Raw genomic sequence first — 17,525 nt, 5'->3', positions numbered from 1 at the left:
GGATACATCATGACTGATTATAGCCAGTACGCGAAGTTGAGCCCGTTTGAGCTGAAGGATGAACTGATCAAGCTGGCGTCCGGTCGGAAAAACGGAACAATGCTGAATGCCGGGCGTGGTAACCCGAACTTTATGGCGACGCTGCCCCGTCGCGCCTTCTTTCGGCTTGGCCTGTTTGCCGCCGCAGAGTCGGAACTTTCCTTTTCCTACATGCAGGAGGGCATTGGCGGTTTGCCCCAGATCGAAGGGATAGAGGCGCGCTTCGAGCGGTTCACCAGTGATCATCGCGATCAGGAGGGCGTCGCCTTTTTGCGCCGAGCCCTTTCCTATGTCCGAGATCAGTTGGGTCTTTCCGCTTCCCAGTTTCTGCATGAAATGGTCGAAGGCATCCTCGGATGCAACTATCCTGTTCCGCCCCGGATGCTCAGGGTCAGCGAAGAGATCGTTCGGCAATATCTTGTCAAGGAGATGATCGGCGGCTTCATGCCTGCCGGTGATGTCGATGTCTTTGCAGTGGAAGGCGGCACGGCCGCCATGACCTATATCTTCAATACGATGAAACAGAATGGTCTGGTGGCACGTGGCGACAAGGTCGCCATCGGTCTGCCTGTCTTCACGCCTTACATCGAGATCCCCCAGCTCGATGAGTACGGTTTGACGCAAGTGGCGATCAACGCGGACCCGGCATCCGGTTGGCAGTACCCGGACTCCGAGCTGGAAAAATTGAAAGATCCTGCGATCAAGGTGTTCTTCTGCATCAATCCAAGCAATCCGCCTTCTGTAAAACTCGATGATCGGAGCTTGAAGAAGATCGCGGATATCGTCGCCAACGATCGCCCCGACCTCATAATCCTCACTGATGATGTTTACGGCACTTTTGCCGACGAGTTTCAGTCGCTGTTCGCCCGATGCCCCAACAACACCATCCTTGTCTATTCCTTCTCGAAATACTTTGGAGCAACCGGCTGGCGTCTCGGTACGATTGCGACCCACCGGGATAACGTCCTGGATCGCAAGATTGCAGACCTGCCGGAAAAGGCAAAGGAGGCACTCGATCGTCGTTACAGCTCGATTGTGACGGATGTCAGCACGCTCAAGTTTATCGATCGGCTTGTCGCCGACAGCCGCACCGTTGCCCTTAACCACACGGCTGGCTTGTCGACCCCGCAGCAGGTGCAGATGGTGCTGTTTTCCCTGTTCGCTTTGATGGACGAGCACGACATGTACAAGGCGTCGCTCAAGAAGATCATTCGCCGCCGCGAAGCTGCGCTTTATCGTGAGTTGGGCATCGAGCTCGTGAAGGACCCGAACGAGGTCGATTATTATACCCTGCTTGATCTGGAGGAGATTTCGCAAAAACTCTACGGCGCGGAATTTGCCGCCTGGGTCAAAAGCGCCTTCACCGCCAACGAGCTATTGTTTCGTATCGCTGACGAAACGGGTATCGTGCTGTTGCCCGGCCGCGGTTTTGGTGCACAACACCCCTCAGGCCGTGCCTCTCTCGCCAACCTCAATGAATATGAATACGCCGCCATCGGTCGAGCGTTACGCGGTTTGGCTGACGAATATTATCGGCAGTTTAGCAACGGGAATTGACGATCGACAACGATTTTCCCGTTCAGGTCTGTCACTTTAGTCCAACGAAGCGGGTGTAGAAAATGATGTCGGCTTAGATCGGTCGGCATGTTCATTCCTATACATCGCTCAAGCCGCCAGGAGGTTGCATGGAAGCCAAGGACATCATGTCGACGGATATTGCGACAATTTCGGTCGACGGCAGTATCCGTCACGCGATCGATATCATGGCAACCAAGAAAATATCCGGCTTGCCGGTGGTCACCGGGGAGGGCGAGGTTGTCGGAATGCTAACAGAAGGCGATCTGATGCGGCGAGCCGAATTGGGCGGTGGTCGCGGAACCGACCCTTCTTTACCTGTCGATTTTCAGCTCTATGTTCAAGGAAATAGCTGGCGTGTTCGCGACCTAATGTCCGACAGCCTGATCACTGTAAATGAAGAGACCCCTCTGGCGAGGGTTGCCGAAATCATGGCGACGATGGGCGTAAAACGCCTGCCCGTGATGAACGAACGCCGTATGGTTGGAATTGTCAGCCGCTCCGACGTCCTCAAATCAATGCTGCATGCACCGTTGGACAAGATTGCCCCTGGTGATGACGCGATCGCGATAGCGGCGGCGGCTCGTCTTTCAGCCGATCTTGGTATTCCCAGGCAGCAGGTTGCAGTTTCGGTGTCATCGGGAATCGTCACTGCAACCGGGACTGTGAAAAGCGACGTCGAGCGACGGGCGATCCGCGTCGTCGTCGAAAGCCTCGGTGGCGTGGAGGGATATCACGACCAGCTCTCTTTGGAAGGTGGAGCAAAATCGGCATAGCCCGATTTCGGGTCGACGGGAAATAGTGCTGTAAGGGAGTGATGGATGAACATGCAGGAGAAGACGATATCCGCGGCTTCCTCCATCAAATGGTATTCTGTCACTCCGGCTGCCGCGCTATCAGGCCTTGCGTCGACCGATGAGGGGTTGGCAAACGAGGACGTCGTCAAGCGGCGCAATGCCGTTGGTCGCAACGAATTGCCGTCGGCTCCCCCAACATCCGCCATCACCCGCTTTCTAAGGCAGTTCAACAACACCCTGATCTACTTCCTGATTGCCGCAGCCATTGCTGCGGCCTTCCTGAGCCATGTTGTCGACGCGATCGTGATAATCGCCGTTGTTATCGTTAGTGCCATCGTCGGATTTGTTGCGCTGGTCATTCTGCAACTGGCGATGACGTATCTGCCCGCTCTGCAAGCTTTCCTTGGCACAGAGGCCCTTTCTTTAAGCAATCTCATTGTGGTGGTGCTGGTCGGCGTCTTCCTGATGACCGTTCTAGAATTCGAGAAGGCAATCATGCGGAGGCTTGGGCTGCTGCGTCAGCAGATTTGATCGGATTTGTCCACGCCAAGGCATTGGCTGCCGTGTTTAAACTGGAGATGTATCGGAATGCTGGATCATAACGAACTGTCGCTCATCGACCGTTATTGGAGCGCTGCAAATTATCTTTCCGTCGGCCAGATCTATCTGATGGACAACCCGTTGCTGCGCGAACCGCTCAAACCGGAGCACATCAAGCCGCGCCTTCTCGGTCATTGGGGTACAACACCCGGTCTGAATTTCATTTATGTCCATCTCAATCGTATCATTCGTGAGAGAAATTCCGACGTCATCTATGTCTGCGGCCCCGGCCACGGTGGCCCAGGAATGGTTGCCAATACCTATCTCGAGGGCACCTATTCGGAGGTCTATCCTGATATAAGCGAGGATCAGGCGGGTCTCGCCAAGCTCTTCAAGCAGTTTTCCTTTCCGGGCGGAATTCCAAGCCACGTCGCACCAGAAACCCCGGGTTCCATTCACGAAGGTGGTGAACTTGGTTATGCGTTGGTGCACGCTTACGGTGCAGCACTTGATAATCCCGATCTCGTTGTCGCCTGCGTTGTGGGTGATGGCGAGGCCGAAACCGGCCCACTCGCGGCAAGCTGGTTGTCTAGCAAGTTCATCAACCCTGTCCGTGATGGCACCGTTCTGCCAATTCTCCATCTGAATGGATACAAGATTGCCAACCCGACCGTGCTTGGGCGTATGGATGATGGGGACGTGCGGTCGCTTTTCCTCGGTTACGGTTACGAGCCGATTTTCGTCGAAGGGTCTGACCCCGCTCTTATGCATCAGGCGATGGCGGCCGCATTTGACCGTTGCTTCGACATGATCGCCGAGATCAAGCAGGCGGCCGCTGCCGGAACATTGGCCGGCAGCCCGCGTTGGCCGATGATCATTCTGCGCAGCCCAAAAGGATGGACAGGGCCTGCTGAAGTCGACGGTAAAAAGGTTGAAGGTTTCTGGCGGGCACATCAGGTTCCGGTGTCGAATTGCCGGTCCGACGACGCGCACCGTAAAATTCTGCTCGACTGGCTGAAGCGCTATCGCCCTGATGATCTGTTCGACGAAAGCGGAAGGCTGAAGCCGGAACTGCGCGCCATCGCGCCCACTGGGCAGAAGCGTATGAGTGCGAACCCGCATGCAAACGGCGGTATTCTGCGGAAGGAACTCGTGCTTCCCACCATCGCCGATCATGCTGTTGCCGTTGATGTGGGTGAGCGGGGCGCCCTGATGGTGCAGACGACCGAGATTCTCGGCGGTTATCTTCGCGATGTCCTAGCCCTCAACGACAAGGATGCGAACTTCCGGATATTTGGTCCGGATGAAACGGAATCGAACAGACTGGGTGCCGTATTCGATAACACCGATCGTGTATGGATGGAAAAGATCGAACCCTACGACGTTCATCTGGCTCGTGATGGCCGGGTTATGGAGGTTCTCAGCGAGCATCTATGCCAGGGTTGGCTGGAAGGTTACCTGCTCACCGGGCGTCATGGCTTCTTCTCCTGCTATGAAGCTTTCATCCACATCGTCGATTCCATGTTCAACCAGCATGCCAAATGGTTGAAGGTGACCCGCGAGCTGGAATGGCGCAAGCCGATCTCGTCACTCAACTACCTGTTGACCTCCCACGTCTGGCGCCAGGATCACAATGGGTTCAGCCACCAGGACCCCGGGTTTGTCGACCTTGTCGCCAACAAGAAAGCGGATATCGTCCGTATTTATCTGCCTCCGGATGCCAACACGCTCCTTTGGGTCGGGCACCATATTCTCGGAACCTATGACCGGATCAATGTTGTCGTCGCCGGGAAACAGCCAGAACCACAATGGTTGACGATGAACGAGGCTGTCGCGCATTGCGAAGCAGGCATGGGGACGTGGGATTGGGCAGGCACCCATACGGGCATGCAGCCAGACGTCGTTATGGCCTGCGCTGGAGACGTTCCAACCATGGAGACAATGGCGGCGGTTATGTTGCTTCGTGAGGCGATCCCTGATTTGCGCGTCCGCGTGGTCAATGTCGTCGATCTCATGTGCCTGCAATCCAAGGAGCATCACCCGCATGGTTTTTCTGAAGCGGATTTCGATGCATTGTTCACAACGGATCGGCCGGTAATCTTTGCGTATCACGGCTACCCATATCTCATTCACAGGCTCACCTATAAACGGACGAACCACCGCAACATCCATGTCCGTGGCTTCATCGAGGAGGGGACAACAACGACACCGTTCGACATGACTGTGCTGAACCAGCTCGACCGTTTCCATCTCGCTCTCGAGGCAATTGCAAGGGTGCCAGGCCTGAAGGATACGGCTGCCCCAACGGTCGCCGTACTGGAAGCCAAAATCGCCCAGCACCATGCCTATGTCAGGGAGTATGGCGAGGACATGCCGGAGATCGTCAGCTGGAAATGGCAGTCACAATAGACCGAAACATCAGGTGCCGTCGTTCGGTCGGCAATCCCTCGTGTGGCTCTTCTCTCATTCGCCCTTGATCGGTTGCCGCGGCAAGTGTCGAGTGGCGCATCATTGCCTGACTGAAAGACGTAAAAGGGGTTATCGGATGATCGATATTCTGCTCGTTTTGAACACCGGTTCCTCCAGCCTGAAATTCGAGGTTTTCGGCTATGAAAATCTCGACAAACTGGCAAAGGGCAAGGTTGCAGGCATCGGAACGGATGCGAGGCTGACAGCAACAATCGAAACGACGGGCACGCATATCGATCGTTCTCTTGATGCCCATGACCATGTTGCCGCGATGGGCGCTTTGATGGATTTGATCGACCGTTTCGACGATGGTTGGCATATGGTCGCAGCAGTGCACCGTATCGTGCACGGTGGTCCATACCTTGTCGATCCGGTCATCGTGACACCGCAGGTCAGAAAGCAGCTGGAAGCGCTGGTGCCCTTGGCGCCTCTTCATCAGCCCTACAATTTGGCGGGCATTGATGCGTCCGACCGCCTGGCAGATGCACCGGATATTGCGTGTTTCGACACCGCGTTTCACACCGGCCAGAACGCGCTCTTCCGAACATTTGCCGTGGAGGAGGATCTGCGGAGCAAAGGTATCCGCCGGCATGGTTTCCATGGCATTTCCTATGACTGGATCTCCCGGGTGCTGGTGAAGGAGCATCCGGACCTCGCAAGCGGGAAGGTCGTTGTCGGGCATCTCGGTAATGGAGCAAGTCTTTGTGCGCTCTCGAACGGTAGGAGCATCGACACCACAATGGGGATGACCGCTCTCGATGGTTTGCCGATGGGCAGCCGCCCCGGCGCCATTGATGCCGGAGCGGTGACCTATATGCTGCGCGCACTTGGAATGCCGGTCGAGAAGGTCGAGGAGGCACTTTACGAACGCTCCGGTTTGAAGGGATTGTCGGGCGTCAGCAGCGACGTGAAAACGCTGATGGAAAGCGATGATCCGCAAGCGCAGTTCACACTCGACTATCTCGCACTCAAGGTCGCGCAATACACGGCGATGATGGCCGTTTCGATGGGCGGCATCGATGCGCTGGTCTTTACAGGTGGGGTCGGGGAAAATGCCACTTCTGTTCGCGATGCAGTTCTGGCCCGGCTTGCTTTTCTGCAGCCTTTCAAAACGCTCATCATCCCCGCAAACGAGGAAAGAATGATGGCGATTTATGCCAAGGAGCTGTTGGAGAAACGCCAGTCATAATCGCTAACCCCTTTGTCCTAACCCTGGGTCTCAAAGGCGGATTTTAGGTCGCCTGACCAGACGTCTCAGCATGTTGCGCTTTTTGTGGGACCGAAGAAGATCGATATCGCTGACCAGTTTGGCGCCGCCCTCGCGGCGCTCAAGGGTGATCTTTCGGCTGTGAAAAGCCTCGAGTTCGGCTCTGTGGGCGACGCTGAGGATGGTGGAATCGGGCAGCTCGTCGATCAGACGCTCCATGATCTTGTCCTGGCTCTTGTCATCGAGTGCCGAGGTTGCTTCGTCGAGTACGACGATATCGGGCCTGTGAAGCAGGAGACGTGCAAACGCCAGCCTCTGTTTCTCTCCGCCTGACAGCGTTTGGTCCCAGGGGGCATCTTCTTCGATCTTCTCCGCCAAGTGGCCAAGTCCAACCTTTTCGAGCGCTGTCTTGACCTCGTCGGGCGACCAGTCGTCCGATGCACCCGGGTAGGTGACGGCGCGCCCCAAAGTACCGAGCGGGATGTAGGGCCGTTGCGGCAACATGAAAAGGCGCTTGTCGGGATGCAGGTCGACACTACCGCCGCCCCACGGCCAGAGGCCAGCGATTGTCCGCACGAGCGTGCTCTTGCCTGACCCGGACTCCCCGGAAACCAGCACGCGCTCGCCTTGTTTAATCTCCACCTCCGTTTCCGTCAGCACAGCAGTGCCATCGTTCAGCGAGACCGAAAGATCGTTCAGGCTGAGGATTGCGTCGCCCTCAATCTTGCCGTGCTTGACGCGACCGACCGCATCACTTTTCTCAGTCTGCTCAAGGCCGTCGAGTGAAACCATGAGAGATGCGACGCGTCGTGCGCAGGCATTCCAGTCGGCGAGCCGCGGGTAATTGTCGACCAGCCACCCAAATGCGCCCTGGACGATCGCGAAGGCAGATGCAGCCTGCATCACTTGGCCCAGCGACATGCTGCCATCCAGAAATTTCGGCGCACAAAGCAGGACGGGAACGACAGGGGCAAAGAGGCTTGATACCTGCGACACCAGTGTCGTTCGCATATATTGCCGCGCCAGACGAGCCCATTGGTGCAAGGCTGCTGAAAACGTCTTGTTGAGGTCGTTGCGTTCTTCTTCCTCTCCCCCGAGCAAGGCAATGCTCTCGCCGTTTTCTCGTACACGCGTCAGCGTGTAGCGAAACTCCGCCTCAGCCTGGTTCTTGAGCTCCGAAATACGGACAAAATTTCGCCCGATGACAACCATCGATGTGGACGTGATCGTTGCGTACAGCAGGGCGGTGATAACAAGGAAACCGGGGACGGTGAAACTCGTTCCTGCAATCGTGAATGTCAGAGATCCGCCAATTGTCCAGAGAACAACGATGAATGTGGAGGCCGACAGAAAGGCGGAGGTAACACCGGCAACAAAGTCGACCGGTGCTTCCGTTGCGATGCGCAAATCCTCAGAGATGCGCGCCTCCGGATTTTTGTGGTCGCCACCGATCAGGTTCAATTGGTAATAGCGACCGTTGGCAAGCCAGCGGGCGATGATGTCCGTCGTCAGCCATTTGCGCCAGCGACGTTGTATGATCATGCGAAAGAACACCTGGATCACCACAAGCGACATGCTGCCGATCACCAATGGAATAAAGATCGCGCTAAGGAAATAAACCGTGCTGGCGTCGCGTTGTTCTATCGCGTCGAAAAGATTGCGGTTCCAGACGTTGATACCGTACTGGAAAACGACATTGGTGCAGAGGAGTGCAACCAAGCCAATCGAGCAGGGCCAGGCGAGCTTTGGGCCACGGCGGCTCCAGAAGCCACGGGCACTACGCCAGAAGCGCGACAACAGGTATTTTCTACGCGCCCGTTCGGCTTCTTCGGGCGTCAACTCTCGTTCTGTAACTGCGTCGTTCGGCGTCTGTGCGGCCTCGGTGTTCATTCTTTCGGTCAGCCTTTGGTATGAGCCTTGATGCCTGTCTGATCAGATCGTGACCTTTCGATTGTTCTCAACATCGGCCTTACTCCGCCTCGCCCTGTAACGCGATGCACCTGGTCATGCGATGCCCTTGCCACCTGTTACACCGTAGACTTCGCCGTTGATGAAGCTGGCGTCCTGCGAAGCAAGCAGAACATAAATCGGTGCCAGTTCGACAGGCTGACCGGGACGGCCAAAGTCGCTGTTTTCACCGAAGTGTTGAACCTTCTCCTCCGGCTGTCCACCGCTGGGCTGAAGGACAGTCCAGAATGGACCTGGAGCGACAACGTTGGCACGCACGCCCTTTTCAATGAGCTGCTTCGACAGCGCCTTGGTGTAAGCGACAATGCCAGCTTTGGTCGTTGCATAATCCAGCAGGATCGGGGAGGGCTCGTAGGCCTGGATGGAAGCAGTGGTAATCACGGAAGAGCCGGGTTTTAAGTAGGGCGTTGCCGCCTGCGCAATCCAGTGAAGCGCGTAAAGATTGGTCTTCATCGTCTGGTCGAAATCATCGGTCGACAGCGCACTGATATCGTCACGATACTGCTGCCTTGCTGCGTTGATAACGAGGATATCGAGGCCATCCAAATCGCTAACGGCCTTTTCGACCATCTCGCGACACCATGTTTCCTGCTTGATATCGCCTGGAAGAGCCACGCCAATTCGGCCTTCTGCCTTGATGAGTTCGATTACCCTTTCGGCGTCAGTCTCTTCTTCTTCAAGATAGGAGATGGCAACGTCGGCACCCTCGCGTGCAAAAGCAATGGCAACAGCACGGCCAATACCGGAATCGCCGCCGGTAATCAGTGCCTTTCGCCCTGTCAGTTTTCCCGACCCTTTGTAACTTGCTTCACCGTGATCAGGTAACGGCACCATGTTTTGTGCAAGTCCCGGCATCGTTTGAGGCTGGGACTGAAATGGCGGCGAGGGGTAAAGTTTGCGCGGGTCCTGGAGTGTCTGCCGGTCGGTCATCGTTGTTCTCCATAACAATTTGAATGGGAGCCGCGACCGAAACGTAGCTCACGGCGCGCAGGGATGTTCGGTTTGATATTTAACGTTCGCTTCGGCGCGTCGTTCCATGAACGGTTGTTTGCCGTGAATTTTAGCAGGGTGAAATCTTGACGGGCCATACTGGCTATTTGGGACTGAGGGGCTTCCGCCAGTCCGCCAGACATTGGAAATCTGAATACGCCTCGTAACAAATTTGGCGTTCGCGCGTTTGCACCGTGACAGGAACAACCTCAGCACGGGAGAGAGATGAATGACGGGCGCCGAATACCGGGAGAAATCTCGAAACGTGATATCTTCCGCCAACGGGAATTCTCTCAAGACGCTGATCTCGCCGCCCGCCACACACTTCGCTTTATGGAGCACCGAGCGTGGACTGTCGCCAATCGTCGCGACAGCGATCCATGAAGGACACAATATCCGTGCTGATATTCTCAGCTTCTACGCGATCGACCACGATGAGCGTCTTCGTGAAGAAGACCCGTACACGGAATACACGATCCGCGACGTGCCAAACCGTATCGTGTTCCATCGGTCCCGTTTCGAAGTGGATATCAATCGCAGCCGCGATGGTGCGGTCTATCTAACGCCGGAGCAGGCATGGGGTCTGAATGTCTGGACGGACGCCCTCTCACAGGATCAGATCGATACGTCCTTGCAAGTGCACGATGCCTATTATGAGATGTTGCTCAACTTTCTCCGTGGCGTCGAACACCAGTTCGGTCACTTTGTCGTACTTGATATCCATAGTTACAATCACCGTAGAGACGGTCCAGGCGCCGCACCGACACTGCAGTCAAAGGCGCCCGATATAAACATCGGAACCTTTTCCATGGATAGGGCGCGCTGGGCGCCAGTCGTCGATGCTCTCATCGACCACTTCCGATCCTTCGAAATCAACGGCAGGCCTGTTGATGTGCAGGAAAACGTGGCGTTCCAGGGAAAAGGCGAACAGACGCGATTTGTCCACGAACATTTTCCCCTGACCGGCTGTGCGATCGCCGTTGAGTTCAAGAAGTTCTTCATGGACGAATGGACCGGTGAACCGGACACAAGCGTGCTCTCACAGCTTCGCAACATCGTTGCAACGGCTGTTCCCGTGCTCGAGAAATCACTGGCGGGGCCCTCATGAAGCAGGTTTCATTAGAGAAACAGCGCGATGATGACTGGCTGGAGGATATTGTTTCATGTCTTTCCGCTGGCAAGTCTATTCGTCGAGATCTGCCTGGAGGTGGTCGTCTGCATATTGACCGCCCGCTACCATTCCTTTGTGTGCATATTGCCGAAGACGATGCAGAGCCAGTTGCCCGAGATATCGCCCGTGCCAACGCATCCTATCTGATTGCGCCGCATGCCGCGCCCGCAATGGTGGTTATCGAGGCAATCGCTGTCGTTCTTCGCAAACGTTTCGGCGCCTTCGTTCTCTTCGATATCGGAGAGCTGACGCAGGACAGATTCCTGACCGAGGATGCACCCTTTCTTCCGCCGTTTGAAATTGCCTTGTGGGCAAGCGCTGATATGGCGGACGCTGCGGAAATTTTCACCACTGTCGTCAGCGATAGCGAAGCGAAGTTTCGGACGCCTCGTGTGAAGAGAGCTGAGACCCCACCCTTAAGAGAGGACAAGGTGTTGGGGCGTGATTTGCATTGTTCGACGCTGGCTGTCCGGTTTGCCCCCGTCTACCGACAGCCGGGCAGCAATGAAATTTATCCCGAATTGCGTGAACAGCTCGTCTCGCTGCTGTTTGATGCGGGCTTGAGGACGATCTCACGTTTCATTGAAAGCCAGAAGGTTCTGACGCCCAAAACCCATAGGGCATTGGGGCGCAAGACATTCGTTGACACAGTGACGCGCGTTGATCGCAGCATCGATGAAGTGGCGTCGACGTTTGATTTTCTGTTGGCTGTGACGCCTATCAATGCCGAAGCGGCGTTTAACGCGTTCAAGTCCGATGGGCGGCATCCGAAATTCCTTTATCGCCCATTGGCGTTTCAGGTCGAAGCGACGAAGCGGAAGCTCTTTTCAATTTCCTTCGATCACCTTGAAGACCCGGTTCTCTACCAGCTTTACAGAGAGAAACAGCACGAACTCGATATTCAGCTTTCGCTGTTATCTTCTCGCGAGAAGCCACAATTTATCGAATTCGGACGTGCGCTTTACGGTCCCGTCGAGGCATCGCTGCTGGAAGAGGCAAAAACAATTCTCGCGCATTCGACTGATCCCGCGTCTGGCAACGACGACGATGACGGGTCGGAAGACAGAATTGCCGACTGTTTTCATGTCGAGCGGCGCGCCAGAACGATGATCGCCGCATACCATCGTCAATTGACAGAGTTCGAAGTCACGGTTGAACTGCGAGACGACCTGCCATCCGGCTTGATGGTATCAGGTCACCGCCTGCTGATCGCGCGTTCGACACTGATGGATAAACGCCGTGTCGAGCCTCTGCTGGCACATGAGATCGGCGTCCATCTTCTTACCTATTTCAACGGTTCCGTGCAGGGCCTGCGGCTGTTTCGCTCCGGGCTTGCTGGCTATGAAGGCATGCAGGAGGGGCTGGCGGTCTTCGCCGAGTACCTGGCCGGCGGCATGACGACGGCGCGTCTCAGACTGATCGCGGGTCGGGTCGTCGGGTGTGCCGCGATGCTTGAAGGCGCAACATTTTCCGAGACATATTCCCTTTTGGTTGACGACCATGATTTCACGCCGCGTGCGGCATTCAACCTGGTTCTTCGCCTTTATCGTGGCGGCGGCCTTGCCAAGGACGCGATATATCTCCGGGGGCTGCTTGCGTTGCTCCGGCACCTTCGGTCCGGAGGGGCGCTTGAACCATTCTGGATGGGCAAGATCGCGGCCTCGCATTTTGAGGTGATGCAGGAACTCGCGGATCGAGGGCTGCTGCGGATGCCAGCGGTCCGACCGCTTTACCTGGAAACGGACGAAGGGCGAGGCCGCTTGGCACATGCCAAACAAGGCTTGCGCCCGTTAGAAATGATTCAAAGGCAGGAGACGTGAATGCGGATTGCTTTTTTTGTGAACTCTATCGCGGACGAGACGGAATTTTACACGACCACGGCGCTTGCATTGGCTGCAATAGCGCACGGCCACGACGTCTGTTATCTGACGCCGGGCGATTTCGTGCTGCGGCCTGACGACAGCCTTATGGTGCGTGCGACCGTTGCCAAGGGCGGAAAATCGAAAAAGGCTGATGCGTTCGTTTCGGCCCTGCAGCATAAGGAGGCCGAGATACAGACGATCCCGGTCGAAGATATCGATGTTCTCTTCCTGCGCAACGATCCATCCCTTGATGCTGACGAGCGGCCTTGGGCGGCGCAAGCCGGCATTATTTTCGGCCGTCTTGCGGCGGAGCGGGGTGTGCTGACGGTGAATGATCCGGATGGTCTGGCTAGCGCTCAGAACAAGCTTTATTTTCAGGGCTTTCCGGAGGCCGTTCGTCCGACGACGCTCATCTCGAAAAGCATCGAAGAAATCCGCGCCTTTATCGACAAGCAGAAGCAGGGCGCTATTTTGAAGCCACTTCAGGGTTCGGGCGGCAAGAATGTATTCAAGATCAATTCGAGCAAGGAAGCCAATCTCAACCAGATTTTTGAGGCCGTAAGCGGTGAAGGTTACCTGATCGCTCAGGGGTACCTTCCCGATGCGACGGCCGGTGATATCCGCCTTTTCCTGATGAATGGTCGCCCGCTTCAACGGGATGGTGCTTATGCTGCCTTCCGCCGGGTTCCCGCCAAGGGAGAGGTGCGTTCGAATATGCACGTAGCGGGCACAGCGGCCGCCGTGGAGATCACGCCCAAGATACTTGCAGTTGCCGAGATGGTGCGGCCAAAGCTCATTCAGGACGGCATGTTTCTGGTCGGCCTGGATATCGTTGGCGATAAAATTCTTGAGATCAATGTTTTTACTCCCGGTGGCCTGCCGAACATTGCGGAATTGCACGGTGTCGACCTGTCGGTCGATGTGATCGCCTCTCTCGAGCAAAAGGTCGAGATGCGGAAAAACTATGGAGGACAGATCTCCAACCGGGCTTTGGCGACACTTTAGGCTGCAGAAACCTCCGGCAAGACGCGGAACTGAACGCGACTGGTGGAGTTACGTTAGTGTAGCCAACACGAGGAGAATTGAAAATGGATCATACCAATCATGTCCGTCTCACCGCACGCGAACTGACACCTTCTGTGTTACAGGGTGCCACCGTTTACGGTGCCGACGATCACAAGGTCGGTAAGGTTGACCACGTTCACGGTGCTGGCACTGCGAGTACCGCAATCATCGACGTGGGCGGTTTTTTAGGGATTGGTGCCAAGCCTGTAGCGGTCCCATTGGCGGATCTCGATTTCATGCGCGATGAGTCAGGAGATGTACACGCTCTGACAACGTGGACCAAGGATCAGCTCAAGCAGATGCCCGAGCATCGGCACTGATGGTTTCAAGAGCCCGACCTCAGGTCGGGCTCTTTTCTTAAGCGTGGTACGGAGGGGACATGTCCAGATCGCAACTGACGAAAGAACGCGACCTGAGAGAATTTCGTCCCGTCTGGCTGGATAGCCCACGCATCTCGGTTCGAACGAGAAACACGGCATCCCTTCAAAAATACGATGTCATCATAATTGGAGCCGGCATCAGTGGGGCGTTGGTTGCACACGCTGTTGCGCAATCGGGCAAGTCAGTGCTGATCATCGACAAGGGTGATCCTGTCCGCGGTAGCAGCATCGCTTCGACAGCAATGATACAGCACGAGATAGACGTCCCGCTCCACCAATTACAAAAGATGATCGGAAAAGCCGACGCCAGACGGGTATGGCAAAGATCGGCCCAGGCGGTTTTGCGCCTCGAGGAGATTGTCAAATCGCTGGATATTTCCTGCAGCATGCGCCGAAAGAAAGCGCTTTATCTGGCAGGTAATGATTATGGCTCGCGTGCCCTCAAGATGGAGGCAGAAGCCCGAGCAGAGGCGGGTATCGACGCGAAATATCTTGATGCCCGAGAGTTGCGCGAATGCTTCGACGTCGATCGGACAGGTGCAATTCTGAGCAATATCTCTGCGTCCGCCAATCCGGGGCAACTCACCGCCGGTTTGCTGCGGCACCTTGCCAGACGCAAGGTAGAAATCGTCTCTGGCGTCGAAGTCACCGATATGAAGGTCTTTTCTGACGAGGTTGTTCTGGCAACCGGCAGCGGCAAACTTCTCATCGCCAACCACGCCGTCTTTTGTACGGGTTACGAGTTTCTCAAAGTGCTTGAGAGCAAGCGGCACGAAATCATTTCAACATGGGCACTGGCAAGTGACGTTGGGGTTCGTATCCCCGACTGGCTACACGACCACATCGTATGGGAGGCGTCCGACCCATATCTCTATTTACGAACGGATCAACCCGGTCGGCTGATCGCCGGCGGTGAGGACGAGCATGATCCTCTGGCATTCCAGGATGGCAAACGGCTTCAGGCAAAGACAGATTCTATTCGTATCAAACTCGCCGAACTCCTTAATGTTGATATCGGGCAGCCGGCTTATCGTTGGGCAGCGGCCTTTGGATCGACGACGACGGGACTTCCGCTGATCGGTAACGTACCGGGGCACGCAAATGTTTATTCCGTCATGGGATTTGGCGGAAACGGGATCACCTTTAGCCAGATTGCTGCCGACATAGTTGCGGCAGCGATCAATGGGGTTAAGGACCCTGATAGCCACCTCTTTGATATCGCCTGAGAAGGTTTTCTCCCTCTATAGGTTTGTCGAACCTCGATAAAACTAGTGGCTTTCCAGCCAGCGCATGACGCGAATTTCGTCGGTCTCCAGCCACCGGTTCAGTCGCTGGCTTCGGCTCGGCCGGATTTTCATGAGAGATTGGAGATCGCCGTCGGGGAATGCGTCGATGATTTTCGGATGAATATAAGAATTTCGGCATACGGCGCGGGTGTTCACGAGGCGGCTCGCGACATCATCAATGACGGCGTTGACGATGCGGGCACATTCCGCATGACTTTGGCCGGGCTCAAGTTGTGCGAGTTGAACGGCCGCCATCTTGGAGGCGCCCCAGGTACGAAACTGTCGGGAACTAAAGTTGCCGCCGCATGCAGACCGGATATAGCCGTTGACGTCCTGAGACCTGACCTGATGTCGTTGTCCATCTTCGTCGAGGTATTGGAAAAGCTGCTGGCCCGGAAGCTCCTGGAGCGCCCTGATCGCATGTGTAATGCGCCTGTCATGGTGGCTGAGGCGCCATTCCTTGCCCGATTTTCCCTTGAAGTTGAAATGGACTGTAGATCCTTCAATCTTCACATGACGATTTCTCAATGTCGTCAGACCGAACGACCCGTTTTCCTTCGCATATGTCGCGTTGCCAACCCGGATGAAAAGCTTGTCGAGCAGCCAGACGACCGTGGCTAAAGCCTTGTCGAGACCGGGTTTGCGCAGTCGCAGATCGGTATCCACCTTCTCGCGAATGTCCGGTAATGACGCTGCAAATTCCACCAGTTGGGAGAACTTGGCATTGCCGCGTTCCTCCGACCAATCTGGATGATATCGATATTGTTTGCGTCCCCTCGCGTCGCGTCCGGTTGCCTGAAGATGGGATCTGGGATCTGACGATATAATCACGTCCACATAAGCAGGTGGGATAGCGAGGCTTGCAACTCTCTCAAGTATGGCCTTGTCCGTTATCCTGTGACCGTCTTCATCATAATAGAGAAAACCGTTCTTACCCTGTTTGCGTGTTATGCCGTTCTCAAGACTGGAAACATACACGAGACTGGCAAAGGCTCCGTCTTCGCTGGCGGCGCGGTCTCCCGGGGATTTGATCTTGTTGATATGGGTGACGATATGATCCATTTGCCGCAGAACTCAGGATCGTGATTTTTGTTCCAGAAGAGCCGGTAAGCCCGCCCGGAACGGCGGGATTTTGATTGAAGATTTTTAGCCAGCAACCTCAATGAAAATGCTGGTTCCGGTACCAGTGATCAATATCTTTTTTGGCTTGATCCTTTGCGTAACCGTAACGTTCTTGGATTTTGCCTTCGAGCTGCTCGCGTTTGCCGTTGATGACGTCAAGGTCGTCATCGGTGAGCTTTCCCCACTGTTCCTTGACCTTGCCCTTCATCTGCTTCCAGTTTCCTTCAACCCGATTCCAGTCCATGGTGTGCTCCTCCAGATCTTATTGGTATGAGCGTTATTAACGAGGCAGGCGCCACGCGTGTTCCGCGAGGTATCAGAGTTGTGAAGGTGTTTGGGTCATTCGTCAGATCTGAGGTGCTCGTTTTTTTGTGACTTGAAGGTCGTCATAACCCGCAAAGTTGCGAAGGTGGCGATGGAGAGAATGATGGCCGTTTCGTAAGAACCAAGACCAACGGCAACGCCGATCGCGCCGGTGACCCATATGCTGGCTGCTGTAGCGGTGCCACGGGTTCCAAGTTTGCCAACGAGTATTGCCCCGCCTCCAATGAAACCCACGCCATTGATCAGGCCTTCTACGACACGTGCGGTCGCCTCTGCGTTGCCGGCAGTGACGCTTTCAGTCGCCTGTATGAAGCCGCATGAAGCGATTGCAACGAGGGGAAAGGTGCGCAGGCCGGCGCTGCGTTCGTGTTTCTCGCGGTCCCAGCCGATCGGAAGAGCGAGAACATAGGCAATCAGCATCGCGACAAAGTGTGAAACGATATCGAACTCAAAACCCATTGACGCAAGCCAGTCGGTCACGTTTTCCTCCAAACGTTCACAATCAGAACCGAACGCTGGCAACCTGTTCAGAAAATCTCAGTCTCCCGTCAAATCGGGCTATCAGGTTTCCAGGAGGCGTGGCGTACGGCTTGCGTCTCAACTCGACCTTAATCATTTGGTTCCGATGTTCCCGAAGCGTGTGACAATTCCTCGTCATCAAAGCACTGTCGCCGCCGCACTCTCCCTTTTTGTGAGCGTTGGTGCGGCCGACGCTGCCACCACGGTGAAA

The 17,525-nt window shown here is 55.5% G+C and carries 15 protein-coding genes; 10 read left to right on the top strand and 5 right to left on the bottom strand.

Features of this window, described 5'->3' with window-relative positions; all coding sequences use genetic code 11:
* The first annotated feature begins 9 nt into the window (after positions 1 to 9).
* From ACIQT8_RS07195 to ACIQT8_RS07175, 5 genes are all read left to right on the top strand, one after another.
* Positions 10 to 1,596, top strand: a complete 1,587-nt coding sequence (locus ACIQT8_RS07195; protein ID WP_138792190.1) for a bifunctional aspartate transaminase/aspartate 4-decarboxylase — start codon at positions 10 to 12, stop codon at positions 1,594 to 1,596.
* A gap of 128 nt (positions 1,597 to 1,724) precedes the next feature.
* Positions 1,725 to 2,390, top strand: coding sequence for a CBS domain-containing protein (locus ACIQT8_RS07190; RefSeq protein WP_400964568.1), 666 nt, complete (start codon positions 1,725 to 1,727; stop codon positions 2,388 to 2,390).
* A 45-nt stretch (positions 2,391 to 2,435) separates the two neighbouring features.
* Positions 2,436 to 2,942, top strand: a complete 507-nt coding sequence (locus ACIQT8_RS07185; protein ID WP_400964567.1) for a cation-transporting P-type ATPase — start codon at positions 2,436 to 2,438, stop codon at positions 2,940 to 2,942.
* Positions 2,943 to 2,999: 57 nt separating this feature from the next.
* Complete coding sequence (locus ACIQT8_RS07180; protein ID WP_400964566.1) at positions 3,000 to 5,360, top strand: phosphoketolase; 2,361 nt, start codon at positions 3,000 to 3,002, stop codon at positions 5,358 to 5,360.
* Between the two features lie 136 nt (positions 5,361 to 5,496).
* Entirely contained in the window at positions 5,497 to 6,609 is a 1,113-nt protein-coding gene (locus tag ACIQT8_RS07175; protein ID WP_400964565.1) for an acetate/propionate family kinase, read from the top strand.
* A gap of 30 nt (positions 6,610 to 6,639) precedes the next feature.
* Here the strand turns inward: ACIQT8_RS07175 and ACIQT8_RS07170 are convergent, their stop codons facing one another.
* Together ACIQT8_RS07170 and ACIQT8_RS07165 are read right to left on the bottom strand one after the other, a co-directional pair.
* Positions 6,640 to 8,517 carry an ABC transporter ATP-binding protein/permease gene (locus ACIQT8_RS07170; protein WP_400964564.1) on the bottom strand — a complete coding sequence of 626 codons (1,878 nt, stop codon included), beginning with the start codon at positions 8,515 to 8,517 and terminating at the stop codon, positions 6,640 to 6,642.
* 114 nt (positions 8,518 to 8,631) lie between these two features.
* Positions 8,632 to 9,525, bottom strand: coding sequence for an SDR family oxidoreductase (locus ACIQT8_RS07165; RefSeq protein WP_400964563.1), 894 nt, complete (start codon positions 9,523 to 9,525; stop codon positions 8,632 to 8,634).
* A 289-nt stretch (positions 9,526 to 9,814) separates the two neighbouring features.
* Between ACIQT8_RS07165 and ACIQT8_RS07160 the strand changes: the two genes are divergently transcribed.
* From ACIQT8_RS07160 to ACIQT8_RS07140, 5 genes are all read left to right on the top strand, one after another.
* Complete coding sequence (locus ACIQT8_RS07160) at positions 9,815 to 10,693, top strand: N-formylglutamate amidohydrolase (protein WP_400964562.1); 879 nt, start codon at positions 9,815 to 9,817, stop codon at positions 10,691 to 10,693.
* Positions 10,690 to 12,576, top strand: a complete 1,887-nt coding sequence (locus ACIQT8_RS07155) for a flavohemoglobin expression-modulating QEGLA motif protein (protein ID WP_400964561.1) — start codon at positions 10,690 to 10,692, stop codon at positions 12,574 to 12,576. Before ACIQT8_RS07160 ends, ACIQT8_RS07155 begins: the two co-directional genes overlap by 4 nt.
* Positions 12,577 to 13,623: a glutathione synthase gene (locus ACIQT8_RS07150; RefSeq protein WP_400964560.1), complete on the top strand. Its 1,047-nt coding sequence runs from the start codon at positions 12,577 to 12,579 to the stop codon at positions 13,621 to 13,623.
* An 83-nt stretch (positions 13,624 to 13,706) separates the two neighbouring features.
* On the top strand, positions 13,707 to 14,003 hold the full coding sequence (locus ACIQT8_RS07145; RefSeq protein WP_138792200.1) for a PRC-barrel domain-containing protein: 297 nt from the start codon (positions 13,707 to 13,709) through the stop codon (positions 14,001 to 14,003).
* 59 nt (positions 14,004 to 14,062) lie between these two features.
* Positions 14,063 to 15,289: an NAD(P)/FAD-dependent oxidoreductase gene (locus tag ACIQT8_RS07140; protein ID WP_400964559.1), complete on the top strand. Its 1,227-nt coding sequence runs from the start codon at positions 14,063 to 14,065 to the stop codon at positions 15,287 to 15,289.
* 42 nt (positions 15,290 to 15,331) lie between these two features.
* Here the strand turns inward: ACIQT8_RS07140 and ACIQT8_RS07135 are convergent, their stop codons facing one another.
* The 3 genes from ACIQT8_RS07135 to ACIQT8_RS07125 form a co-directional block, all read right to left on the bottom strand.
* On the bottom strand, positions 15,332 to 16,411 hold the full coding sequence (locus tag ACIQT8_RS07135) for a DNA topoisomerase IB (RefSeq protein ID WP_400964558.1): 1,080 nt from the start codon (positions 16,409 to 16,411) through the stop codon (positions 15,332 to 15,334).
* A 97-nt stretch (positions 16,412 to 16,508) separates the two neighbouring features.
* Positions 16,509 to 16,715: a CsbD family protein gene (locus ACIQT8_RS07130; RefSeq protein WP_138792203.1), complete on the bottom strand. Its 207-nt coding sequence runs from the start codon at positions 16,713 to 16,715 to the stop codon at positions 16,509 to 16,511.
* A 95-nt stretch (positions 16,716 to 16,810) separates the two neighbouring features.
* Positions 16,811 to 17,254, bottom strand: coding sequence for an MgtC/SapB family protein (locus ACIQT8_RS07125; protein WP_262528537.1), 444 nt, complete (start codon positions 17,252 to 17,254; stop codon positions 16,811 to 16,813).
* Positions 17,255 to 17,525: the final 271 nt, after the last annotated feature.

Source organism: Agrobacterium sp. NPDC090273, from assembly GCF_044772305.1.
Classification (GTDB): Bacteria; Pseudomonadota; Alphaproteobacteria; order Rhizobiales; family Rhizobiaceae; genus Agrobacterium.
The sequence above is the reverse complement of the archived record's forward strand: the minus strand, read 5'-3'. Positions and strand labels throughout refer to the sequence as shown.